Origin of the sequence: Bosea sp. F3-2 (genome assembly GCF_008253865.1) — a bacterium.
GTDB lineage: Bacteria > Pseudomonadota > Alphaproteobacteria > Rhizobiales > Beijerinckiaceae > Allobosea.
Genome location: NZ_CP042331.1, coordinates 3,638,689 through 3,662,594, shown reverse-complemented (window position 1 = coordinate 3,662,594; position 23,906 = coordinate 3,638,689). Strand labels below are relative to the sequence as shown.

The window sequence follows — 23,906 nt, the reverse complement described above, 5'->3', positions numbered from 1 at the left end:
CCTCAGTTCACCGCCTGGATCGCGGCGACCATGTCCTTGAGCTTCGCGTCCGTGACGAACTTGTCGTAGACCGGCTTCATCGCGTCGATGAAGGGCTTCTTTTCCACCGTGTTGATCTGGGCGCCGCCGGCCTTGACCTTGGCCTCGGATGCCTTCTCGCGCGCATCCCAGAGCTCGCGCATCTTCAGGACCGATTCCTTGGCCGCAGCCTTGATCTGCGCCTGATCGGCCGCGTTGAACTTGTCGAAGCTCTTCTTCGACATCACCAGCGCCTCCGGCGAGAGCGAGTGCTCGGTCACCGAGTAGAACTTGGAGACCTCGAAGTGGCGGGTCGATTCATAGGACGGCCAGTTGTTCTCGGCGCCGTCGATGACGCCGGTCTGGAGCGCCGAATAGACCTCGCCGAAGGGCATCGGCGTGGCGTTGGCGCCGAGCGCCGAGACCAGCGCGACGAACATGTCGGACTGCTGGACGCGGATCTTCATGCCCTTCATGTCGGCAGGGCTGTTGATGGGGCGCTTCGAATTATAGAAGGAGCGCGAGCCGGAATCGTAGAGCGCGAGGCCGATCAGGTCGTGCTTCTCGAATTCCTTCAAGAGGTTGTCGCCGATCGGCCCGTCCATGGACTTCCGCATGTGATCGACGGAGCGGAAGATGAAGGGCAGGGACGGGATGTTGGTCGCCGGAATCAGGTTGTTGAACGGCGCCATGTTGATGCGGTTGATGTCGATGACGCCGAAGCGGGTCTGGTCGATCGTGTCCTTCTCCTGGCCGAGCTGGGCCGAGTGGAACACGTTGATCTTGACGCGGCCCTGGGTGCGCTCTTCGAGCAGCTTGCTCATGTAGCGGACCGCTTCCACTGTCGGGTAGTCGGTGGGATGGATGTCGGCCGAGCGCAGCGTCACGCTCTGGGCGAGGGCGGAGGTTGCCGCAGCGGCCGAGAAGGCCAGCGCGGCGGTACAGGCAAGGAAACTGCGGCGTGCGGTCATGGTGCGTTCTCCCGTGGGTTCGAAGGCCTCGCCGTTTCCTGGCTTGTTCGCTGGCGCGTCGAACGTAAGCTTGCTGCCCGCTCCCCATGCTCGGTTGCGGCAGTGATTGTATGGTAGTATGTCGTTGTATGGTACGCAACGGGCCTGGAGGTTTTTGACTTGAGCCTTTCGTTGACGTCACCCCCCGTTCTCACGGGCGCTTCGGCGGCCGGACGTGTCGAAGCCGAGCTGCGCCGGGCGATCATCGCGCTCGAGCTGCCGCCTGGCACGCGCCTGTCGGAGCAGGAGATCGCGCTGAAATACGGCGTCTCGCGCCAGCCGGTGCGCGAGGCGCTGATCGCGCTTGCCAAGACCCGGCTCGTCGACGTGCAGCCGCAGCGCGGCACGGTCGTGGTTAAGTTCTCCGTCCGCAAGATGATGGAGGCGCGCTTCGTGCGCGAGGCGGTCGAGGTCGCGATCGTCCGGCAGGCCTGCCAGTCCTTCGCCGCCCAGAGCCGCCAGCGGATCGCCGATCTTCTGGAGATGCAGGACAAGGCCGCGTCACGGAACGACCATGCCGCCTTCCAGCGTTATGACGAGCTCTTCCATGTCGAGCTGACGGAAGGTGTCGGCATGCCGCTCGCCTGGGAGGCGATCCGGGACATCAAGGCGCATATGGACCGGGTCTGCCAGCTGACCTTGCCGGGGCCGGATGCGATGCTGCCGCTGATCGAGCAGCATCGACGCATCATGGCCGCGATCGATGCAGGCGATGCCGCGGCGGCCGAGGCCGCCATGCGCCATCATCTCACCGAGATCTTGCGCGCTCTGCCGAAGACGGAAGCCGCTCACCCCGATTTGTTCGAGTAGCGCCGGCCGCGCGCAACCAGCGGCGTCATGCCGCGCTCTCGTGCGCATTCGAAGACGGCGGCATGCGGCCACGGGCCTCGCCGACAGCTTCCTGCATGCTATGAAAGCTGCCGAGCTGAACGTTCCAAGCCTGTTCCGTTGGAGACGCTCCATGCGCTTCTGTCGCGTAGCCTTTGCTGCTGCCCTCGTTACGTCTACGTCCCTGCTTTCCCCGCCCCCGGTGCAGGCGCAGTCGCGGCTGAAGGCGCTGATCGAAAGACTGCGCGGCGACACGATGCCGGAAGGGATCGTCAAGACCAACGGGCGCATCGAGGCGACGCAGGTCGATGTGTCCTCGAAATATGCCGGCCGCCTGGCGGAGGTCACGGTCAAGGAAGGCGACGAGGTCACGGCCGGCCAGGTCATCGCCCGCATTTCCTCGCCCGAATACGAGGCGCAGTTGCGGGCCGCGCAGGCGCAGGTGCTACGAGCCCGCCAGGCGCTCGCCGAGGCCGAAGCGCTCATCGCCCAGCGCAAGAGCGACCAGATCCTCGCCCGCACCGACGCCGAGCGCGGCAAGGAACTGGTGGCAAAAGGCTATCTCAGCAAGCAGGTCGACGACCAGCGCTCGGCCAAGGCCGACGCGGCCGATGCCGCCCTACGGGCCGCACAGGCGCAGCGCGACCAGGCCCAGTTCGCGATCCATGCCTCCGAGGCCGATGCCGAGCAGATCAAGGCGATCCTGGTCGACCTCGTGCTCCTCGCGCCGCGCAGCGGGCGCGTCCAGTACCAGCTTGCGCGTACGGGCGAGGTGGTCTCGGCCGGCACCCGCGTCATCACCATTCTCGACCTGTCGGACGTCTACATGACGATCTACCTGCCGGCCGCGCAGGCGGGGCAGCTCGCGCTGGGCGACGAGGCCCGCATCATTCTCGATCCCGTGCCGCAATACGTCATTCCCGCGACGGTCAGCTTCGTCGCCGCCGATGCGCAGTTCACGCCCAAGGCCGTCGAAACCGCCGAGGAGCGCGAGAAGCTGGTCTTCCGCGCCAAGCTCCAGGTCGATAAGGATCTGCTCGCCAAATACCATCGGCAGGTGAAGACCGGCGTGCGTGGCCTCGGCTTCGTTCGCACCTCTCCCTCCGCGAAATGGCCTGACTCGCTCGCCGTGAAGCTGCCATGACGGAGGCCGGGCCTGCCGCCAGTCTCGTGGGCGTCACGCACCGCTACGGCAAGGTGACCGCCCTCGATGGGCTGACGCTCGACATCCCGTCCGGCCGGATGATCGGCGTGATCGGGCCGGACGGTGTCGGCAAGTCGACCCTGCTCGCGCTCATCGCCGGCGTGCGGGCGATCCAGCAGGGCAGCGTCCATGCCCTCAGTGGCGACCTCGGCGTCAAGGCGCAGCGCGAAGCCCGGCGCGGGCGGATCGCCTATATGCCGCAGGGGCTGGGTCGCAATCTCTACCCGACGCTCTCCGTCTTCGAGAATATCGACTTCCACGCGAGGCTGTTCGGGCAGGATGCTGCCGAGCGCCGCCAGCGCATCGATGAGCTGCTCAAGGCCACGGGGCTCGCCCCCTTCGAGGGCCGCCCTGCCGCCAAGCTCTCCGGCGGCATGAAGCAGAAGCTCTCGCTCTGCTGTGCGCTGATCCATGATCCCGACCTGCTCGTCCTCGACGAGCCGACGACCGGCGTCGATCCGCTCTCGCGCGGCCAGTTCTGGGACCTGATCGACACGATCCGCGCCCGCCGGCCTGGCATGAGCGTCATCGTCGCCACCGCCTATATGGAGGAGGCCGAGCGCTTCGACTGGCTCGTGGCGATGGACGATGGCAAGGCGATCGCCACCGGCACGCCTGCAGAGCTGCGGAAGAAGGCCGGGCAGTCGACGCTGGAAGGCGCTTTCGTCGCTCTGCTGCCGGAAGCCAAGCGCGCGCAGCACCAAGAGGTCGTGCTGCGGCTGCGGGTCGTGAGCGACGATGCGACGCCGGCGATCGAGGCCGAGGGGCTGACACGCCGCTTCGGCGATTTCGTCGCCGTCGACCATGTCAGCTTCCGCATTGGCCGCGGCGAGATCTTCGGCTTTCTCGGCTCGAATGGCTGCGGCAAGTCGACGACTATGAAGATGCTGACTGGACTGCTGCCGGCGACCGAGGGCACGGCCAAGCTGTTCGGCCAGCCGCTCGCCGCCAACGACATGGAGACCCGGCGCAATGTCGGCTACATGTCGCAGGCCTTCTCGCTCTACAGCGAGCTCACGGTCCGCCAGAACCTCGTGCTGCATGCCGAGCTCTATCATCTGCCGCCGGCCGAGATTCCCGGCCGGATTGCCGAACTTCTGACCCGCTTCGACCTCGAGAACGTCGCCGACGAGCGACCCGACAGCTTGCCGCTCGGCATCCGCCAGCGCCTGCAGCTCGCCGTCGCCGTCCTGCATCGGCCGGCCATGCTGATCCTCGACGAGCCGACCTCGGGCGTCGATCCGATCGCCCGCGACGCGTTCTGGCGCACGCTGATCGATCTCTCGCGCGACGACGGCGTCACCATCTTCCTCTCGACCCACTTCATGAACGAGGCGGAGCGCTGCGACCGCATCTCCTTCATGCATGCCGGCAAGGTGCTGGCGGTCGGCACGCCGCAGGAGTTGGTGCAGAAGCGCGGTGCCGACACGCTGGAAGAGGCCTTCATCGCCTATCTCAAGGAAGCTGCCGGCATCGAGGAAGCACCGGTGGAAGCCGCGATCATCCCCGCTGCCGCGGCCCAGCCTGCGCCGCCGGCCCGCCGCTTCGATCCGCGCCGGCTCTGGGCCTGCACCCGTCGCGAGACGATGGAGCTGCTGCGCGACCCGATCCGGCTGAGCTTCGCCTTCCTGGGACCGCTGCTGCTGATGCTGGCCTTCGGCTTCGGCATCTCCTTCGATGTCGAGAACCTGAAATTCGCTGCCTATGATCAGGACAAATCGATGGAGAGCCGGCAGCTGATCGAGGCCTTCTCCAGTTCGCGCTATTTCAGCGAGCAGGCGCCGATCCGCTCCACGGCGGAACTGGATCAACGGCTGAGGAGCGGCGAGCTGCAGCTCGCTATCGAAATCCCGCCCTCCTTCGGCCGCGACCTGAAGGCCGGGCGGACGCCGGAACTTTCTGTCTGGCTCGATGGCGCCATGCCGTTCCGGGCCGAGACGACCCGCGGCTATGTCACGGGCCTGGCCGCGCAATATGCGCGAGACTTTACAGCGGCCCATGCGGCGTCGAGCCATGCGCCTGCCGCCGTCACGATCGAGACGCGCTTCCGCTACAATCAGGACTTCAAGAGCGCCAATGCGATGGTGCCGAGCGTGATCATGCTGATGCTGATCCTCATTCCGGCGATCATGTCGGCGATCGGCGTCGTCCGTGAAAAGGAAACCGGCTCGATCGCCAATTTCCGCTCGACCCCGATCAGCCGCTTCGAGTTCCTGTTCGGCAAGCAGCTGCCCTATATCGCCGTCGCGATGGCCAGCTTCGTCATGCTGGTCGTGATCGCGCTCACCGTCTTCGCGGTGCCGATCAAGGGCTCGGCCTGGGTGCTGGGGCTCGCAACCCTGCTCTATGTCTCCGCCACGACCGGCTTCGGCCAGCTCATCTCCAGCTTCACGCGCACGCAGGTGTCGGCCGTCTTCGCGACGGCGATCCTCTCGATCATCCCGGCGGTCAATTTCTCCGGCCTGATGGTACCGGTCGCCTCGCTCTCGGGCGGCGGCCGTCTCATCGGCATGACCCTGCCGCCGGCCTGGTACCAGCCGGTCAGTGTTGGTGTCTTCACCAAGGGGCTGGGGGCGGCCGCGCTTTGGCCGAATCTGGTGATGCTCGGTTTCTTCTTCCTGCTCTTCCTGGTCGTCGCCCAGCTCGCATTGCGCAAGCAGGAAGTCTGAGATGGCCGCGCTCGTCATCCATCTTCAGAACATCCTGCGCCTCGTGGTGAAGGAGCTGCGCAGCCTCCGGGCCGACCCGATCATGCTGGTGCTGGTGGTCTACACCTTCAGCATCGCCGTCTACACCGTCGCGACCGGCGTGAAGCTGGAGGCGCGCGATCTCACCATCGGCATCGTCGACGAGGACCAGTCCGAATTCTCGCGCAGCCTGCTGGGCGCCTTCGGCCCGCCACTATTCAAGGTCTCCAAGCGCATTGCCGCAAACGAGATCGACGCCGAGATGAACTCCGGCCGCCTGGTCTTCGTGCTGGAGATCCCGCCCAAGTTCCAGGCGGACCTGCAGGCCGGGCGTCCTGCAACGCTGCAGCTCAACATCGACGCCACCGCGATGACCCAGGCCGGCAACGGCGCGGTCTACATCCAGCAGATCATCGCGCAGGAGATCGCAAACCGGCAGGCCGGGCGCGAGACCACAACCTCGCTGCCGATCAATCTGGTGGTGCGGGCGCGCTTCAACCCCAATCTCGACTCGGGCTGGTTCAGCTCGGTCATGCAGATCCTCAACAACGTCACGCTGCTGACGATCGTGCTGACCGGCGCGGCACTGATCCGCGAGCGCGAGCAGGGCACGGTCGAGCATCTCCTGGTGATGCCGGTCACGCCAGTCGAGATCATGCTCGCCAAGATGGTGGCGAACGCACTCGTCATCCTGGTCGCGGCGGTCGCATCGCTCGTGTTCATCGTTGAATGGGCATTGGGCGTTCCGATCGCCGGCTCGCTTCTGCTGTTCGTGCTGGGGACCGCGATCTACGCTTTCTCGGTCGCGGCGCTTGGCATCCTGCTCGGCACGCTGGCGACGACGATGGGGCAGTTCGGCCTGCTCGCCATCCCGGTCTTCGTGGTCACGCAGCTGCTCTCAGGCGCGACGACGCCGATGGAGAGCATGCCGATCTGGCTGCAGTGGATCATGCGGATCTTCAGCCCGACGCCGCATTTCGTCTCCTTCTCGCAAGGCGTGCTCTATCGCGGAGCGGGGTTCGACGTCGTCTGGCCCGAGATCGCCAAGATCATCGCGATCGGGGCGGCCTATTTCGCCTTCGCGCTCGCGCGCTTCCGCAAGGTGATCTTCGCTTGAGCGACGCCGGCCCGAGGCGAAACCGGAGCAGTTTCGATGCGTGAGATGGTCATCCATCTGAGCCTGTTCGCCATCGCGCTGGCAGGCGCTGTCGCTGGGCTGCTTGCTGGCCGTGTCGACGGCGCGTGGTCGCCGGACCTGATCTGGACGGCAGCCACCATCCCGGTTGCCGTGGCGCTGGCGGTCTCGATGATCCGCGACATGCTGGCCGGGCGGCTCGGCGTGGACGCGATCGCCCTCGTCGCCATGATCGCGTCCATCGCGATGGGCGAGCCACTCGCCGGCGTGGTCGTCGCCATGATGTATTCCGGCGGCAACCTGCTGGAGGACTATGCGCGCGGCAAGGCGGAGCGCGAGCTCCGCTCGCTGCGGGACCGGACGCCGCGCATCGCTCACCGCCAGGAGGCGGGTGGCCTTGTCGATGTCGCCGCGGAGGATGTGGCCGTCGGTGACGAACTGCTGGTGCGGGCCGGCGAGATGCTGCCGGTGGACGGCGAGCTCCTCGATGCCGAGGCCCGGCTGGACGAATCCGCCGTCACCGGCGAGCCGCTGCCCGAAGCGAAGGCAAAAGGCGAGGTGCTGCGCAGCGGCACCGTCAATGCTGGCGAAGCTTTCCGCTATCGCGCCGCCGCGGCGGCGCGCGACAGCACCTATGCCGGCATCGTCCGCATGGTCGAGGCGGCGCAGACCGCGAAGGCCCCCTTCATCCGCATGGCCGATCGCTTCGCGCTGCTGCTGCTGCCAGCGACCTTGATTGTCGCCGGTCTCGCCTGGTGGCTCTCGGGCGATCCGATCCGCGCGCTCGCCGTGCTGGTCGTCGCTACGCCTTGCCCGCTGATCCTGGCCGCGCCGGTCGCCTTCATCGGCGGCGTTTCCCGTGCCGCCCGTGCCGGCATCCTGATGAAGGGCAGCTCAGCCATCGAGGCGCTCGGGCAGGTCCGCACGGCGATCTTCGACAAGACCGGAACCCTGACCGAGGGCGGAGCCCGGCTGGTCGCGCTGGACACGGCTCCCGCGGTCGAGGCGGACGAGATCCTTCGTCTCGTTGCCTCGCTCGAACAGGCCTCGCACCATGTGCTCGCCGAAACGCTGGTCGCGCTGGCGCGCCAGAAGTTGCAGCCCCTCTCTCAGCCCACCGCGGTGCGGGAATATCGGGGCTCGGGTCTCGAAGGCGTCGTGGACGGCAGGCATGTCCGCGCCGGCTCGCGCAGCCTCGTGCTGGGCGAAAGGCCGCTGCCGGACTGGGCCCGGACGGCACAAGCGGGCCTCGGCGGTGCCGCTGCTCTTGCCGTCTTTGTCGCTATCGATGGGCAGCTCGTCGGTTTCCTTGCCTTGGCGGATGCGGTGCGGCCCGACGCGCGCGTGACGCTGGACCGTCTGCATGGCGCCGGGGTCAATCGCATCCTGATGGTGACGGGCGACGATGCCGGTACGGCGGCCGAGGTTGCCGCTCACCTCGCTATCGATGAGGTCAAAGCCGATTGCAGCCCCGCCGAGAAGGTCGCTGCCATCGCGGCGGAGAAGGCGCGTCAGCCGACGATGATGGTCGGGGACGGCTTGAACGACGCACCGGCGCTGGCCGCCGCCGATGTCGGCGTGGCGATGGGCGCAAGAGGTGCAACCGCTTCCTCCGAAGCGGCCGATGTGGTGATCCTGGTCGACAGGATCGACCGGGTCGCGGAAGCGGTCGCGATCGCGCAGCGGACGCGGGCGATCGCGCAGCAGAGCATCGTCGTCGGCCTCGGCCTGTCGGGGGTCGCGATGGTCTTCGCAGCTTTCGGTTACATTCCGCCCGTCGTCGGAGCCTTCCTGCAGCAGGGCATCGACGTGGCTGTCATCGTCAACGCCCTGCGCACGCTCGTCGGCCCGATGGCGCCGGGCCGCAATCTGGAGGCCGCTCCGGAGCCGCGCATCGCAGACGGGGTTTGACCTGGCGCAAGGCCGCCGCGGTTGCCTCGGCCAGATCGGCTGTCTACGGTCCGGGCCGACCGACGATGCGGGTGTTTCGACCATGGCTACCAGCCGAAACGCAATAAAGACATCTCGCCAGCCGACAAGCGGTTCCGACGAACTCAGCCTGCCCTGGTTCTGGCCCGTCGACGCCGCCCTGCGCCTGACCGAGCGCAATCTCGATTTCCTCTCCGAGGCGGTGAAGATCACCCGCCCGCCGCCGCCGGACTGGGCGACGCCGAACACGGTGCGCCTCGACCTGCCGACGATGTCCTTGCGCGAATTCGGCAATCCCGACTCAGGCGGAATTCCTGTCCTGATCGACGCGCCCTATGCCGGGCATGGCGCGACCATCGCCGATTACGACAAGGGCCAAAGCCTCGTCGAGACGATGCTCGCCAACGGCATCGGCCACGTCCTTGTCACCGACTGGAAGTCCGCGACGCAGGAGATGCGCTATTTCAGCATCGACACCTATCTGGCCGAGCTCAACGCCGCGATCGACGATCTCGGCGGCGTCGTGCATCTGGTCGGCCTCTGCCAGGGCGGTTGGCTCAGCGCGATGCTGGCCTCGCGCTTCCCGGGCAAGGTCAAGTCGCTGGTCCTGGCCGGCTCCCCGATCGACGCCGATGCCGGCAATGGGCCGATCAAGCGCATGGCGCAGACCCTGCCGCTGAAGAGCTATCGCGACATGGTCAGGCTCGGGCGCGGCCTGATGCCGGGGCGCTTCATGCTCGCCGGCTGGAAGAACATGCATCCCGCCGAGCACTACGTCGACAAGTTCGTGCGGCTCTACCAGAACATCGCAGACAAGAACTATCTCGACCGCACCGAGACCTTCGCGGCCTGGTACGAGAACCCGCTCGACCTGCCCGGCGTCTACTACCTCCAGGCCATCGAGCAGATCTTCAAGGAGAACCGCTTCGCCAAGGGCGAGTTCGTCGGCCTCGGCCGGCGTTTGAGCCTGAAGGACGTCACTTGCCCGGTCTATCTCCTCGCCGGCGCCGAGGACGACATCACCACCAGCGAGCAGGTCTTTGCGGCGGAGGACCTCGTCGGCACACCCAGGAAGAAGATCGAGAAGAAGCTGGTGCCCGGCGGCCATATCGGCCTGTTCATGGGGCGCAAGACGCTGAGCGAAACCTGGCCCGGTATCGCCCGCTGGATCGCCGCGCAGGGCTGACGCCTGCACGTCACGCTATCCGAAACACCTACCCATCCCGGAGCCCTCGCCGCGCCATGACGACGCTGTCCGCTTCCGAATATTTTCAGCTCGCACTCGGTCGTTGCGAGGACCTTGCGGCTGTGCGCACAGGGGTGGTTCATCCCGTCAAGGCCAACGTGATCGAGGCCGTCGCCGATGCGGTCGCCGAGCAGCTGATCGATCCGGTCCTGATCGGCCCGGCCGCGCGTATCCAAGCGGCCGCCCAGGAAGCCGGCGTCGATATCTCGCCCTGGGAGGTCGTTGACACCGAGCACAGCCATGAAGCGGCGGCAAAGGCCGTCTCGCTGGCCGCCACCGGCAAGCTCGAAGCCCTGATGAAGGGCTCGCTGCATACCGACGAACTGCTGGGCGCGGTCGTGCACGCCGACTCCGGCCTGCGGACCGAGCGGCGCATCTCCCATGCCTTCGTCATGCATATCGAGAGCTATCCCAAGCCCTTCATCATCACCGACGCGGCGGTCAACATCTCGCCAGACCTCGCCACCAAGGCCGACATCGTCCAGAACGCCGTCAATCTCTGGCATGTCGCGCTGAACGGCGTCGACGAGCTGCCCAAGGTGGCGGTGCTCGCTGCCGTCGAGACCGTCAACCCGCGCATGTGCGCGACGCTCGATGCCGCCGCCCTGTCCAAGATGGCCGATCGAGGCCAGATCACCGATGCCATCGTCGACGGGCCGCTCGCCTTCGACAACGCGATCAGCATCGCGGCGGCGAAGGAGAAAGGCATCGTCTCAGCCGTTGCCGGACATGCCGATATCCTGCTCGTGCCCGAGATCGAAGCCGGCAACATGCTGGCCAAGCAGCTCATCTTCCTCGGCGGTGCCGATGCGGCCGGGATCGTGCTCGGCGCGCGGGTGCCGATCATCCTGACGAGCCGGGCCGACAATCTGCGCGCGCGCCTGCTCTCCTGCGTGCTGGCCGTCCTCCTGGCCGACGCGCGCCGCACGGGGCGGATCAAGTGATCGACACCATCCTCGTCCTCAACGCCGGCTCCTCCAGCCTCAAATTCCAGGTCTTCCGCAGCGACGACCTCAGCGTGCTCGCTCGCGGCAAGGCGGTGCGCCTCGGCGAGCCGGAACCGGTCATGGATGCGAGCCTCGCCGACGGCCCGCGCGAGCGCATCGCGCTGCCGCAGGCCTGCGACCACGACACGGCGCTGAGTGCTGTTCTTGCCTTCGTCGACCATCATGACGATGGCTGGCGGATGCAGGCCGTCGCCCATCGCATCGTCCATGGTGGCGAGCGCTATGCCGATCCGGTCGTGGTGACGCCCGAGGTTTTTGCCGCGTTGGAAGCGCTCTCGCCGCTGGCGCCGCTGCATCAGCCGCATAATCTCGCCGCGGTGGCTGCCGCCCGGCGCCTGATGGACGAGGTGCCCAACATCGCCTGCTTCGACACTGCCTTCCATGCCCGGCACGATGCGCTGACCCACAATTTCGCGCTCAAACAGGGGCTGCGCGACAAGGGCATCCGCCGCTACGGCTTCCACGGCCTGTCCTATCAGTGGTTGGAGATGGTGCTGGCCGAGCGGCATCTCGATCTCCATGCCGGCCGCGTCGTCGCTGCCCATCTCGGCAATGGCGCCAGTCTCTGCGCCATCCGGGGCGGCCGCAGCATCGACACGACCATGGGGATGACGGCACTTGACGGCTTGCCGATGGGCACACGTTGCGGCGCGCTCGACGCCGGCGCGGTGCTCTACATGTTCCAGAGCCTGGGCATGAGCGCTGAAGAGGTCTCGGACGCGCTCTATGAGCGCTCCGGCCTGCTCGGCCTGTCCGGTCTCTCCAACGATGTCGAAACGTTGCTGAACAGCGACGATCCCCGCGCCCGTTTCGCCCTCCATTATTTCGCGCTGAAGGTCGCGCAGTTCAGCGCGGCAATGGCGGCGGCGATGGGCGGCATCGACGGCCTGGTCTTCACCGGCGGCATCGGGGAGCATGCCGCGCCGGTTCGCAACGCCATCCTCGATCGTCTCAGCTTCCTTGGCGATTTCAAGGTTCTGGTGATTCCGGCTAATGAGGAGCGCGTCATGGCCGTCCAGGCGAAGGCGCTGCTCGCTTGATCGATAGAACGAGGGAGGCTGGGATGATCAGCACCCAAACCGGTTTCATGCGACGCGTCGATCTGCCGGCCGAGATTGCCGGCACGCTCTGGCTCGGGCCGATGCCGGGCCGGCTGCGGCCGCTGGAGAACGATCTGGCTGACCTGACCCAGCAAAGGATCGGCCGCATCATCTGCCTGACGCCCTCGGAAGAGATCGCGCTGAAGTCGCCGGATTACGCTGCGCGGCAGTCCGATCTCGGCATTCCCGTCACGCGCTTTCCGATCGGCGATTTCGGCGTTCCCGATGATGGGGGCGGCCTGAGGGCTCTTGCCGAACAAGCCGCCCACGACCTGAAGGCGGGCAGGCAATTGTTCGTTCACTGCGCCGCCGGCATCGGCCGGACCGGCATGGTCGCGACCTGCATCCTGGTCGCGCTCGGCCTGAGCGGCGAGGAGGCGGTCGCAGCCATCACCGCCGCTGGCTCGGGGCCGGAGACGGAGGTGCAGAAGCAGCTGGTCGCGCGCTACGCCGAAGAGGCGGTGCATTCCGGAGGAAAAGCCTCCGGCCAGTGAACGGGTTTCAAGGCCTGCGGCACATGCGCGCCTTAGAACATGCTGCGTTTTCATGGAAGCGCGGGTCATCCCGGCCGGAGCCCTCGGGTCCGATCTTTGATCGGCCCAAGGATAAACTCCGCGGAGAGCCGGGATCCATGCCTGAACCTTTGTCGGAAACGCTCTGGCATGGATCCCGGGTCAAGCCCGGGATGATGCCGTGTTTCCGCGTAAAATCAGCAGGCTCTCAGTCACGCTCCCGCTTCGCCGCGCTCCAGATCGACCAGATATTCGATATGGCGGCGCCCGGCGGTGCCCGGCCGGATCGCCACGGCGACACCGAAGACCGCGCGGATCGTCTCCTCCGTCAGGACGGCTTCCGGCGCGCCGGCGGCCAGGAGCTGCCCCTGATGCAGCAGCGCGATCTCGTCGCAGAACAGCGCGGCGAGGTTGAGATCGTGCAGCGCAACGATGCAGGTGACGCCGAGCCGCCGGATCAGCGTCAGGATCGAGAGCTGGTGCTGGATGTCGAGATGGTTGGTCGGTTCGTCGAGGATCAGCTCGCTCGGCTCCTGCGCCAGCGCCCGGGCGATGTGCACGCGCTGGCGCTCCCCGCCCGAGAGGGTGTGCCAGAGCTGCTCGTGCCTGTCGGCGAGCCCGACGCGGGCGAGCGCCGCGTTGACGGCGGCCTCGTCCGCTGTGGCCCAGGAGGCGAGCGCGGCGCGATGCGGCGTGCGGCCGAGGCGCACGACGTCGCACACGGAAAGCTGGACCTCGGTCGTGGCCTGCTGCTCGACGAAGGCGAGCCGGCGCGCCAGTTCGCGGCGCGGCACCGTGGCGATGTCGCGTGCGTCGAGCGTCACGACGCCACTGGCGACGTTGCGCAGCCTGCAGAGCAGCCTGAGCAGGCTCGATTTTCCCGAGCCGTTGGGGCCGATCAGGCCGAGGATGCGGCCGGGAGCGGCATGAAGCGTCACGCCGTCGACGATCATCCGTCCGGCGGCGCCCCAGCGCACGTCATGCGTCGCGAGCGTCATGCCGGCTTCCGGGCGCGATAGAGGATCAGTGCGAAGGCGGGCGCGCCGAACAGGGCGGTGACCACGCCGATCGGCAGGATCTGCTGCGGCACCAGCACGCGCGAGAGGATATCGGCGAGGATCATGAAGATCGCACCGATGACGAGGCAGGCCGGCAACAGCCGGGCATGGCCCGAGCCTACGAGGAAGCGCGCCGCATGCGGGATGACGAGGCCGACGAAGCCGATCGTGCCGACGATGCTGACCATCGCGGCGGTCATCACCGCGGTCGTCGCGAACAGCACGATCCGAACGCGCACCACCGCCACGCCGAGCGAGGCCGCAGCATCGACGCCGAAGGCGAAGGCGTCGAGCGCCTTGGCGTGCAGCATGCAGATGCCGAAGCTGATCAGCGCGACCGGCGTCGCGATCCACAGATCCGGCCAGCGCACCCCGCCGAAATTGCCGAGCAGCCAGAACATCACGCCGCGCGCCTGCTCGGCGCTGGCGAGCGTCGTCACGATGGTCGCTGTCGCGGCGTTGAAGAGCTGCGAGGCGGCGACGCCGGCCAGGATGACGCGGTCGCTCGCCCCGCCAGCCCCCGACGCGAGCAGCGCGACGACGGCGAGTGCCGCACAGGCGCCGATGAAGGCGCCGGTCGACAGGCTCACCGCCATGCCACCGATGCCGACGCCGAGGATCAGCACCGCGACCGCGCCGGTGGAGGCGCCGGCCGAGATGCCGAGGATATAGGGCTCGGCCAGCGGATTGCGCAGCAGCGCCTGCAGGATCACGCCCGACAGCGCCAGTGCTCCGCCGCACAATCCCGCCATCAGCGCCCGGCTCAAGCGGTAATCGAAGATGACGCCCTGCTGGATCGCGCCGACCGGCAGGCCGAGATCGAACAGCCCGTTGCCGAGCGCCTTGAGGGCGACATCGAATGGGATCGCCATCTCGCCGATCGTCACCGCCAGCGCCACCGAGACAGTGAGCGCCACCAGCGACAGGAGCGCGACGCCGATCCGCGCCGGCCAGTTCGGGCCGTGGGCGGCGTGGCTCAAGGGGTGAGGCCGAAGCTGGCGATCGCCTTGGCGAGCGTCTCGATGCCGTCAACCGTGTCGAGCCCCGCGCGGGTTGCGCCGACATCCATGATCACGACGCGGTTGCCCTTCACCGCATCGAGCTTGCTGGCGACGGGGTCGGTCTTCAGGAATGCGAGCTTCTTCTCGATGTCATCAGCCGGGAAGCGGCGCCGGTCCATCTTCACCGTGACGATCACCGCCGGGTTGGCCGCGGCGATGCTCTCCCAGCCGACCAGCGGCCATTCCTCATTGGTGGTGATGATGTTGCGCGCCCCGAGCTTCGACAGGATATAGGCGGGCACGCCGTTCTTGCCGGCCATGAAGCCGTCGCCCTTGATGTCCTTGCTGGAGAACCAGACGACGACGGGGACGTCCTGCGCCTTCAGCTTCGCGACGGATTCGACCGCCTTGTCCTCGCGCGCCTTGAGCTCCGCGACCAGCTTCTCGGCCCGGTCGGAGACATCGAAGATCTGCCCGAACTCGCGGATGTTGCGATAGACCAGCTCCATCGAGAACATCTGCGTGCGCACGCCGTCGCCGGGGCCGGAATTGTCCTTGCCGACGCAGTCGGTCGGCGAGATGTAGGTCGGCACCTTCACCTTGTGGAACTGGTCGCGCTTGCCGACGATGCCGTTCGGCCCGACATGCCATTCGAACATCGCGGTGACGAGATCCGGCTCCTGTCCGACCACCGCCTCGAAACTCGGATCATTGTCGGCGAGGCGCTTCACCTTGGCGTTGACGGCCTCATAGGGCTTGGCGACGGGCGAGAACCAGACGGCGGTGCCGACCACACGGTCCCCGAGGCCGAGCGCGTAGAGGATTTCCGTCTGGGTTTGGCCGATCGCGACGACCCGCTTGGGCGCGGCGTTGAAGGTGATCGTCTCCCGGCAATTCTCCAGCGTCAGCGGATATTGCGTCGGCCCGGCGGCGGCTGGCGTAGCAAGCAGGGCAGTGCCGGCTGCGACGGCGAAGAGGGCGGGCAGCAACGAAAAGGCACGGCGCATGGAGGCAACTCGGCTGGGGCGGGCACCACGTCTGTGAAGCTGGAAGGCTTCGGCGTGGTGCGCGTCATGTGTAACAATGTTGCATTTCCCATAGGTCGCACGGCGCGACCGCGTCAAGCGCGTCGCAGCCTTCGCTGCGGCCCGGCCGAAAATCATGGACATGGAATTCATCGCTCCCCGAGATGAGGGCGGGAGCTTCGATGGATACGGTCGGTGGGCGCAGCTCCGGAGCCGGCCGCCGATGCGCATCCCTCCGGAACACCCCGCCCGAAAGACGCCTTGCGATCGCGGCAGGTCTCCTGGCTCGCGGGTCGACGCCTGATCCGCCCGGCCTTCCCGGCGCGTGGCGCCAGTGGACGATGGACGGAGGGCTCGCCGCTTACAGTTGCGGGGGCAGCCTCGGCCTTGGCGCAGCGTGCGCCTCACCGAATTCCCTCTTAGCTCCGGGCCGAACCGGAGAACCTCGATCGAGCGGCACCATAGAGCGGCACCGAAGCCCGTCAAGCAGGCCGACGCTAGGTCAGCGTTCGGAACAGGCCGAATTGCGAGAAGAGCGCGGCGGTGCCGCCGGTATGGAGCACGCAAGCGGGCTCGCCGCTGGCGATCCCTCCATCGGCGAGCCGCTCGAGGAAGCAGGCGCAGGTTTTCGCGGTGTAGACATGCTCGATCAGGATGCCCTCGGTGCGGGCAAAGCTCAGGATGGCGGCTTCCGAGGCCGGTGTCGGGGCGCCCCAGCCATCGCCGAGATGGCCCATGTGATAGTGCAGGGGTGCATCGTGCAGCGCGGCGACGTCGAGCCCCGTCCGCTCCTGCAGGCCCTCGTAGATGCGCCTGATATAGCCGGCCAGTTCGGCCTGCTCGTATTCGACGCTGACGAGATGGATCTGGAAGGGATGCCCCAGCAGGGCGTTGCCGAAGATGAAGCCAGCCTCGGTCGGCCCCATCGAGCCGGCGAGAAAGACATGCTTGATCGGAGCTTCTTCACGCTGCGATTGCTCATGCAGCTCGAAGGCAGCCCGGACATAACCCATTGCGCCCAGCACGGGATCGCCGACGATGATGGGCGTCCGGCCCTGCCGGGCGAGTTCTGCGGCTGCCGCTGCAAGCGCCGCGTTGCGCTGGCTTTCATCGACCGGTCCGAGGAAACGCAATTCGGCGCCGAACAGCCGGTTCAGGAATGAGGCCTGGCGGTTCTCCGGCGTGTCCAGCGCGTTGTGCAGGACGAGGCAGTCCAGCCCGACGAGCGAGGCCGCCGCGGCCGTCAAACGGCAGAGATTGGAGCTGGCGCCGCCGCCGACCAGAAGGATGTCGGTCTTCTTCCGCAGCGCGTCACCCAGCCAGTATTCGAGGCTGCGCAGCTTGTTGCCGCCGAGCGCGATCGGCATCAGATCATCGCGCTTGGCATAGATGCCCGGTCGTTCGAGCTTCGCCTCGAAGCGGCGCAACCTTTGCAGCGGCGTTGGGGTGTCGAGCAGGACGTGGCGCGGCTCGCGCAGAAGGCTGGAAAGCTCAGGCGTCATCGTTTGGTCCCGTTACGTCGGCCATCAGCCGCCATACTGATCATCGGAGACCTGCTCCAGCCACTCCACAACCTTGCCGTTCTCGGCTTCCTGAACCGCGATATGGGTCATCCCGGTCGACGGGGCAGCGCCGTGCCAGTGCTTCTCGCCGGGCGGGAACCAGACCACGTCGCCGGGCCGGATCTCCTCGACCGGCCCGCCCCAGCGCTGCACCCGGCCGACCCCGCTCACGACGATCAGCGTCTGGCCGAGCGGATGCGTATGCCAGGCCGTCCGCGCGCCGGGCTCGAAGGTGACGCTCGCGCCCTGCACACGCTCCGGCGCATGCGGGTTGAACAGCGGGTCGATCCGGACCGATCCGGTGAACCAGTCGGCCGGCCCTTTCCCCGAGGGCCGCGAGCCCGCGCGCATGATCTCCATGACGATCTCCTGATGGTTTGAGTTTCGGCGGATGGGTTGGTTGGCGATGGCTCGCCCGCTCCGCGTCGTTTCATCGCGAGGGGATCACCCGAGAACCGCGACCGTCAAGGTCTCCCGCGTCCGTCGCGACAGCCTTCTCAAAAGCGAGCGATCGGAATCGCATGCGAAACGATCACGAATTGCCCATTTCTTATGCAGATATCGACTCGCGGTCGATCGGGCATCTGCGCTCGCCGCGAAATGCGCCACAGCTTCCCGGAAAATCCGCCGATTTCCTGTGCAGGTGGCGGCGTCTGAAGCGCCAACTCTTCCTCGTGGCGGTTTTCGCTCAGAATGAACCGTCATTGCGAGCGAAGCGAAGCAATCCAGGGGGGGCTGGGCTGAAGCGTTCAACCCAGTCCCCCTGGATTGCTTCGTCGCTTCGCTCCTCGCAATGACGGCTCTGCAATCCAACCTGATCGAAAACGGCTCTAGGCTGGCATATCGCTTGCGTCGCTTTTCGACGTTTAGGAGGAGCGGCGTGCGCAGGGTGGTAGCTTGGCAGGGATGTAACGGCGGCAAGGTGCGACACTCGGCCCGCCCCGCGCTCATTGCACGGTTGCAGGCGCTGAAGCCCGCTTTGGCCACCGCGCTGCGGCAGCGGAACAGCTGATGCTCATGGCTCCCGACATTGCGGCAGTGCGGACGAGTGAGCCGCGCATGCAGCGCGCGATCGGCTGCGCGGGGATACGCTTCCGGTCGCAGTCGGAAACGACGCGGCTTGAGCGACTCTTCCAGGAAGGCTGCGCCAAGATCCGCCTGCCGAAGCCGATCGACGGCGCTGATCCGCAGGCGATTCTGATCAACACCGCCGGCGGCCTGACCGGCGGCGACCGGCTGGCGACGGAGGTCGATCTCGGCCCTGAGGCGGCGGCCTGCGTGACGACGCAGGCCTGCGAGCGCATCTATCGCTCGACCGGCGCGGATGCCGTCGTCGGCAACACCCTGCGGCTCGCGGCCGGGGCGCGGCTTGCCTGGCTGCCGCAGGAAACCATTCTTTTCGATGGCGGGCGCCTGTCCCGCAGCCTCGAAGCCGATCTCGCAGGCGATGCCGAGCTGGTTGCCGTCGAAGCCGTGCTGTTCGGCCGGGTGGCAATGGGCGAGACGTTGCGCAGCGGCCATCTGCACGACCGCTGGCGCATTCGCCGCGACGGCCGCCTGATCTTTGCCGACGATCTGCGCGTCGAAGGAGACATTGCCGCGCGTCTGGCTCCGCAGCCTGCCCTGGCCGGCCGACGCGCCATGGCGACGGTGCTGTTCGCCGGAGCGACACCCGAGCGCTTTCTGGATCAGGCCCGATCCGTCATCGGTCCGAACGGGGGCGCCAGCGCCTGGAACGGCAAGTTTCTCGCGCGTCTGGTCGAGGAGACCGGGCTCGCACTCAGGCGGCGGCTGGAACCGCTGCTAACGCTTCTCATGGGTGGCCGCGAACTGCCCAAGGTCTGGCAACTCTAGGATGACGGCATGAACCTGACACCGCGCGAGAAGGACAAGCTCCTGATCTCCATGGCGGCCATGGTGGCCCGGCGTCGGCTCGAGCGCGGCGTCAAGCTGAACCACCCGGAAGCGATTGCGCTGATCAGCGATTTCGTCGTCGAGGGCGCGCGCGACGGCCGCAGCGTCGCCGAGCTGATGGAGGCCGGCGCCCATGTCGTGACCCGTGCGCAGGTGATGGAGGGGGTCGCCGAGATGATCCACGACGTGCAGGTCGAGGCCACCTTCCCGGACGGCACCAAGCTCGTCACCGTCCATGAACCGATCCGCTGACATCGCGAGCCGGAGGCTGCCATGAAGAGACTGTCGATCGCCCTGATCCTGAGCGTCGTCGCCGCGAGCCCGGCCTTCGCCCATCTCAACCCCGCCGAGCATGGCTCCTTCGCTGCCGGCTTCTCGCATCCGCTCTTCGGCGCGGACCATATCCTGGCGATGGTCGGCGTCGGCCTCTGGGCCTTCGTCGTCGGCGGGCGCGCTGTCTGGGCGATCCCGCTCGCCTTCGTCGCCACGATGATGCTCGGCTTCGCCGCGGCGCTGGCCGGCATCGGTCTGCCCTTCGTCGAGCCGGTGATCGCGGCTTCCGTCGTGGTGCTTGGGCTGCTCGCGCTGATGGCGCTGCAGGTGCCGACGCCGGTCGGCATGGCAATGGTCGGCTTCTTCGCGCTGTTCCACGGCTATGCTCATGGCGGCGAGATCGGCTCTGCGACGAGCCTGCCCTTCATGGTCGGCTTCGCGCTTGCCACGGCGCTGCTGCATGCGGCCGGCATCGGCTTTGCCGGCAACACGCTGTCGCACCGCGGGCGCATCGCGGCGCGCATCGCCGGTGGCCTGACGGCGCTCGCCGGCCTCTGGCTGGTCGCGGGAGTCTGAGCCGATGATCCCCGGAGAGGTCTTTCCTGCCGCGGGCGACATCACTCTCAACGAGGGTGCGGCGCAGATCACGCTGCTCGTCGCCAATACCGGCGACCGGCCGATCCAGGTCGGCTCGCACTACCATTTCTTCGAGACCAACGCGGCGCTCGATTTCGACCGTACCGCCGCGCGCGGCATGCGGCTCGACATCGCCGCCGGCACCGCCGTGCGCTTCGAGCCCGGCCAGCAGCGCGAGGTGCGCCTTGTCCCGTTCGGTGGCGGGCGCGCCGTCTACGGCTTCCAGCAGAAGGTGATGGGGAAACTCTGATGCCGGCCAAGCTCTCCCATGCCGCCTATGCGCAGATGTACGGACCGACGGTCGGCGACCGGGTCCGGCTCGCCGACACCGACCTGATCATCGAGGTCGAGAAGGACTTCACCGTCTATGGCGAGGAGGTGAAGTTCGGCGGCGGCAAGGTCATCCGCGACGGCATGGGCCAGAGCCAGGCGAGCCGCGCTGAGGGCGCGGTCGACACCGTCATCACCAATGCGCTGATCGTCGATCACTGGGGCATCGTGAAGGCCGATATCGGCCTGAAGGACGGGCTGATCGTCGCCATCGGCAAGGCCGGCAATCCCGATACGCAAGCCGGCGTCACCATCGTCATCGGGCCGGGCACCGAGGCGATCGCAGGAGAAGGCAAGATCCTCACCGCCGGCGGCGTTGACGCGCATATTCATTTCATCTGCCCGCAGCAGATCGAGGAGGCGCTGATGGCCGGCGTCACCACCATGCTCGGCGGCGGCACCGGCCCGGCCCATGGCACGCTGGCGACGACCTGCACGCCCGGTCCCTGGCATCTCGGCCGGATGATCCAGTCCTTCGATGCGGTGCCGATCAATCTCGGGCTTTCCGGCAAGGGTAATGCCTCGAAGCCGGCTGCCCTCATCGAGATGATCGAGGGCGGCGCCTGCGCGCTCAAGCTGCATGAGGACTGGGGCACAACGCCCGCTGCCATCGATAATTGCCTCACTGTCGCCGACGACTACGATGTGCAGGTGATGATCCACACCGACACGCTGAACGAGAGTGGCTTCGTCGAGGACACGGTCGCGGCCTTCAAGGGCCGCACTATCCACGCCTTTCATACGGAAGGCGCCGGCGGCGGCCATGCGCCTGATATCATCAAGGTCTGCGGGCTCAGGAACGTCATCCCGTCCTCGACCAATCCGACGCGGCCCTACACGCAGAACACCATCGCCGAGCATCTGGACATGCTGATGGTCTGCCACCACCTGTCGCCGTCGATTCCGGAGGACATCGCCTTCGCCGAGAGCCGCATCCGCAAGGAGACCATCGCGGCCGAGGACATCCTGCACGATATCGGCGCCTTCTCGATCATCTCCTCCGACAGCCAGGCCATGGGCCGCGTCGGCGAGGTGCCGATCCGCACCTGGCAGACCGCGCATAAGATGAAGCTGCAGCGCGGGCGCCTCCCTGGGGAGAAGGGCGACAACGACAATCTGCGGGTGCGCCGCTACATCGCGAAGTACACGATCAACCCCGCCATCGCGCAGGGGCTGTCGAAGCATGTCGGCTCTGTCGAAGTCGGCAAGCGCGCCGATCTCGTGCTCTGGAACCCCGCCTTCTTCGGCGTGAAGCCGGAGATGGTGCTGGTCGGCGGCATGATCGCGGCCGCTCCGATGGGCGATCCCAACGCCTCGATCCCGACGCCGCAGCCGATGCATTACCGGCCGATGTTCGGAGCCATGGGTCGCGCGCCGGCCGTGTCCTCCGTCACCTTCGTCAGCCAGGCCGCGATCGCGAACGGGCTGAAGGACAAGCTCGGCGTCGCCAAGGGCATGCTCGCCGTCGAGAATACGCGCGGCGGCATCTCCAAGGCCTCGATGATCCTCAACGACGCCACGCCGCATATGGAGGTCGACCCCGAGACCTACGAGGTCCGTGCCGATGGCGAACTCCTGACCTGCGAACCCGCGACCGTGCTGCCGATGGCGCAGCGCTATTTCCTGTTCTGAGGCCCGCCATGCTCCGCGCCATTTCCCATAGCCATGGTGGTGCCGGCCAGCCGGCCGGCACGATCCGGCTCGACCATGCCGCGCGCCATCTGCGCCGCAAGCTCGTCACCACCGACCAGGGCGAGAAGGTGATGGTCGACCTGCCCGAGCCCGTGCTCTTCGCCGATGGCGACAGGCTCGTGCTGGAGGATGGCCGCGCGGTCGCGATCGTCGCGGCGGAAGAAGAGCTCTACGAGGTGCGGCCGGGCGCGGTCTGCCCGCTGCGCCATCTCGCATGGCATCTCGGCAACCGCCATCTGCCGGCGCAGATCGACGAGGACCGCATCCTGATCCAGCGCGATCACGTCATTCGCGCCATGCTCGAAGGGCTTGGCGCTTCGGTTCGGGAGGTCGTGGCCCGGTTCCAGCCGGTGCATGGCGCCTATCACGCCCACGGGCATGATCACGGCCATGGGCACCAGCACGCGCAGGGACATGGTCACGCCCACGCACACGATCACCACCACCAGCATGACTGACGCCGTCACACTCGCACGACTGATGACGTGGCTGTCCCCGGCGTTTCCGATCGGAGCCTTCGCCTATAGCCATGGGCTGGAGCGGGCGATCCATGACGGGCTGATCCGGGATCGGTCGAGCCTGATCGAATGGCTCGAAACCCTGCTGGAGCACGGTTCCGCCTGGAACGACGCGGTGCTGCTGGCCGAGGCTTGGCGCGGCACTGCCGCTGGCGAGGGCACCGACGATGTTGCCGAACTCGCTGCTGCGATGTCCGGCTCACGTGAGCGCCACATGGAGACGACCCTGCAGGGCGGCGCTTTCATCGATGCGATGGCGGCCTGGAGCGGCGAGCCCTCGGCAGGTGGGGAAGGAGTGACAGCCTATCCCGTGGCTGTCGGCGTTGCCGCGGCGCGCCATGGCGTCGCGCTGGAGGATACGCTCATCGCCTATCTCCACGCCTTCGCCTCGAACCTCGTCCAGGCCTGCGTCCGGCTGGTGCCACTCGGTCAGCGCGACGGGGTGGCGACGCTCGCCGCGCTGGAGCCGATCATCTTGCGTACCGCGCAGCGCGCGGCGGTGTCGACGCTCGACGATCTCGGCTCCTGCACCATCCTCGCCGACATCCTATCGATGAACCACGAAACGCAGTATTCCAGGGTGTTCCGCTCGTGAAATCCTCCCATGGTCCACTCCGGGTCGGCATTGGCGGGCCGGTCGGCGTCGGCAAGACGACGCTCACCGAGAAGCTTTGCAAGGCGATGCGGGACCGCTACTCGGTTGCCGTCGTCACCAACGACATCTTCACCAAGGAGGACGAGCTGATCCTCAACCGGCTGCAGGCGCTGCCGGAAGAGCGCATCATCGGCGTCGAGACCGGTGGCTGTCCGCACACCGCGATCCGCGAGGACGCCTCGATCAATCTCGCGGCCATCGCCGAGATGCGCCGGCGCTTTCCCGATCTCGATGTGATCTTCATCGAATCCGGCGGCGACAACCTCGCCGCGACCTTCTCGCCGGACCTCGCCGACATCACGCTCTACGTCATCGACGTCGCCGGCGGCGAGAAGATCCCGCGCAAGGGCGGGCCGGGCATCACCCGCTCGGACCTGCTGATCATCAACAAGATCGACCTCGCGCCCTATGTCGGCGCGAACCTCGACGTGATGCGCGCGGACACGCAGAAGCAGCGCGGCGAACGGCCCTTCGTCTTCACCGACCTCAACCGTCGCATCGGCCTCGACGACATCGTCGGCTTCATTGAGGAGAATGGCGGCCTGGCGGCGGCCTAGAGCCCTTTT

The 23,906-nt window shown here is 67.1% G+C and carries 23 protein-coding genes and 1 riboswitch; of the genes, 17 read left to right on the top strand and 6 right to left on the bottom strand.

The genetic code is table 11. From position 1 onward, the window contains the following. Window positions 1-2 precede the first annotated feature (2 nt). The gene (locus FQV39_RS16890; protein WP_149131345.1) at window positions 3-989 is read right to left on the bottom strand and encodes a TRAP transporter substrate-binding protein; all 987 of its coding nucleotides are present in this window, start codon (window positions 987-989) and stop codon (window positions 3-5) included. Between the two features lie 171 nt (window positions 990-1,160). Here FQV39_RS16890 and FQV39_RS16885 point away from each other — a divergent pair, with 171 nt between their 5' ends. The 9 genes from FQV39_RS16885 to FQV39_RS16845 all read left to right on the top strand — a co-directional run bounded on the left by FQV39_RS16885 (window position 1,161) and on the right by FQV39_RS16845 (window position 12,658). Continuing rightward, the gene (locus FQV39_RS16885) at window positions 1,161-1,838 is read left to right on the top strand and encodes a GntR family transcriptional regulator (RefSeq protein WP_149131344.1); all 678 of its coding nucleotides are present in this window, start codon (window positions 1,161-1,163) and stop codon (window positions 1,836-1,838) included. 151 nt (window positions 1,839-1,989) lie between these two features. Continuing rightward, on the top strand, window positions 1,990-3,000 hold the full coding sequence (locus FQV39_RS16880; RefSeq protein ID WP_149131343.1) for an HlyD family secretion protein: 1,011 nt from the start codon (window positions 1,990-1,992) through the stop codon (window positions 2,998-3,000). Then, entirely contained in the window at window positions 2,997-5,729 is a 2,733-nt protein-coding gene (rbbA, locus tag FQV39_RS16875; protein ID WP_149131342.1) for a ribosome-associated ATPase/putative transporter RbbA, read from the top strand. Before FQV39_RS16880 ends, rbbA begins: the two co-directional genes overlap by 4 nt. Window position 5,730: 1 nt before the next feature. Then, complete coding sequence (locus FQV39_RS16870; RefSeq protein ID WP_149131341.1) at window positions 5,731-6,864, top strand: ABC transporter permease; 1,134 nt, start codon at window positions 5,731-5,733, stop codon at window positions 6,862-6,864. Between the two features lie 36 nt (window positions 6,865-6,900). After that, window positions 6,901-8,793, top strand: a complete 1,893-nt coding sequence (locus FQV39_RS16865; protein WP_149131340.1) for a heavy metal translocating P-type ATPase — start codon at window positions 6,901-6,903, stop codon at window positions 8,791-8,793. Window positions 8,794-8,875: 82 nt separating this feature from the next. Continuing rightward, window positions 8,876-9,997: an alpha/beta fold hydrolase gene (locus tag FQV39_RS16860; protein ID WP_149131339.1), complete on the top strand. Its 1,122-nt coding sequence runs from the start codon at window positions 8,876-8,878 to the stop codon at window positions 9,995-9,997. Between the two features lie 56 nt (window positions 9,998-10,053). Further along, window positions 10,054-11,001 (top strand): bifunctional enoyl-CoA hydratase/phosphate acetyltransferase, encoded by a 948-nt coding sequence (locus FQV39_RS16855; RefSeq protein ID WP_149131338.1) that lies wholly within the window; start codon window positions 10,054-10,056, stop codon window positions 10,999-11,001. Continuing rightward, complete coding sequence (locus FQV39_RS16850; RefSeq protein WP_149131337.1) at window positions 10,998-12,104, top strand: acetate/propionate family kinase; 1,107 nt, start codon at window positions 10,998-11,000, stop codon at window positions 12,102-12,104. The genes FQV39_RS16855 and FQV39_RS16850 overlap by 4 nt, the downstream gene beginning before the upstream one ends. A gap of 23 nt (window positions 12,105-12,127) precedes the next feature. After that, window positions 12,128-12,658 (top strand): protein-tyrosine phosphatase family protein, encoded by a 531-nt coding sequence (locus FQV39_RS16845; protein WP_149131336.1) that lies wholly within the window; start codon window positions 12,128-12,130, stop codon window positions 12,656-12,658. A gap of 230 nt (window positions 12,659-12,888) precedes the next feature. Here FQV39_RS16845 and FQV39_RS16840 read toward each other — a convergent pair whose 3' ends face one another. From FQV39_RS16840 to FQV39_RS16820, 5 genes are all read right to left on the bottom strand, one after another. Next, on the bottom strand, window positions 12,889-13,674 hold the full coding sequence (locus tag FQV39_RS16840; protein WP_149131335.1) for an ABC transporter ATP-binding protein: 786 nt from the start codon (window positions 13,672-13,674) through the stop codon (window positions 12,889-12,891). Further along, window positions 13,671-14,714 (bottom strand): FecCD family ABC transporter permease, encoded by a 1,044-nt coding sequence (locus tag FQV39_RS16835; RefSeq protein ID WP_149131334.1) that lies wholly within the window; start codon window positions 14,712-14,714, stop codon window positions 13,671-13,673. Before FQV39_RS16835 ends, FQV39_RS16840 begins: the two co-directional genes overlap by 4 nt. Beyond that, a complete protein-coding gene (locus tag FQV39_RS16830) occupies window positions 14,711-15,742 on the bottom strand; it encodes an ABC transporter substrate-binding protein (protein WP_149131333.1) in 1,032 nt (343 codons plus the stop codon). Before FQV39_RS16830 ends, FQV39_RS16835 begins: the two co-directional genes overlap by 4 nt. A 272-nt stretch (window positions 15,743-16,014) precedes the next feature. Continuing rightward, window positions 16,015-16,223: riboswitch (cobalamin riboswitch) on the bottom strand. 34 nt (window positions 16,224-16,257) lie between these two features. After that, window positions 16,258-17,262, bottom strand: coding sequence for a 1-aminocyclopropane-1-carboxylate deaminase/D-cysteine desulfhydrase (locus FQV39_RS16825; protein ID WP_149131332.1), 1,005 nt, complete (start codon window positions 17,260-17,262; stop codon window positions 16,258-16,260). Window positions 17,263-17,286: 24 nt separating this feature from the next. Continuing rightward, window positions 17,287-17,682: a (R)-mandelonitrile lyase gene (locus FQV39_RS16820; protein ID WP_149131331.1), complete on the bottom strand. Its 396-nt coding sequence runs from the start codon at window positions 17,680-17,682 to the stop codon at window positions 17,287-17,289. 657 nt (window positions 17,683-18,339) lie between these two features. Between FQV39_RS16820 and FQV39_RS16815 the strand changes: the two genes are divergently transcribed. Genes FQV39_RS16815 through ureG form a run of 8 tightly spaced genes read left to right on the top strand, consistent with a single transcriptional unit; the run spans window position 18,340 to window position 23,897 of the window. After that, the gene (locus tag FQV39_RS16815) at window positions 18,340-19,176 is read left to right on the top strand and encodes an urease accessory protein UreD (RefSeq protein WP_472840649.1); all 837 of its coding nucleotides are present in this window, start codon (window positions 18,340-18,342) and stop codon (window positions 19,174-19,176) included. A 9-nt stretch (window positions 19,177-19,185) separates the two neighbouring features. Then, on the top strand, window positions 19,186-19,488 hold the full coding sequence (locus tag FQV39_RS16810) for an urease subunit gamma (protein WP_149131329.1): 303 nt from the start codon (window positions 19,186-19,188) through the stop codon (window positions 19,486-19,488). A 21-nt stretch (window positions 19,489-19,509) separates the two neighbouring features. Next, window positions 19,510-20,085, top strand: coding sequence for a HupE/UreJ family protein (locus FQV39_RS16805; protein WP_149131328.1), 576 nt, complete (start codon window positions 19,510-19,512; stop codon window positions 20,083-20,085). 4 nt (window positions 20,086-20,089) lie between these two features. After that, on the top strand, window positions 20,090-20,395 hold the full coding sequence (locus FQV39_RS16800; RefSeq protein ID WP_149131327.1) for an urease subunit beta: 306 nt from the start codon (window positions 20,090-20,092) through the stop codon (window positions 20,393-20,395). Next, a complete protein-coding gene (gene ureC / locus FQV39_RS16795; RefSeq protein ID WP_149131326.1) occupies window positions 20,395-22,107 on the top strand; it encodes an urease subunit alpha in 1,713 nt (570 codons plus the stop codon). Before FQV39_RS16800 ends, ureC begins: the two co-directional genes overlap by 1 nt. Before the next feature lie 8 nt (window positions 22,108-22,115). Continuing rightward, complete coding sequence (locus FQV39_RS16790; RefSeq protein WP_149131325.1) at window positions 22,116-22,625, top strand: urease accessory protein UreE; 510 nt, start codon at window positions 22,116-22,118, stop codon at window positions 22,623-22,625. Then, window positions 22,582-23,280 (top strand): urease accessory protein UreF, encoded by a 699-nt coding sequence (locus FQV39_RS16785; RefSeq protein WP_149131324.1) that lies wholly within the window; start codon window positions 22,582-22,584, stop codon window positions 23,278-23,280. The genes FQV39_RS16790 and FQV39_RS16785 overlap by 44 nt, the downstream gene beginning before the upstream one ends. After that, window positions 23,277-23,897 (top strand): urease accessory protein UreG, encoded by a 621-nt coding sequence (ureG, locus tag FQV39_RS16780; RefSeq protein WP_149131323.1) that lies wholly within the window; start codon window positions 23,277-23,279, stop codon window positions 23,895-23,897. The genes FQV39_RS16785 and ureG overlap by 4 nt, the downstream gene beginning before the upstream one ends. The last annotated feature ends 9 nt before the right edge of the window (window positions 23,898-23,906 follow it).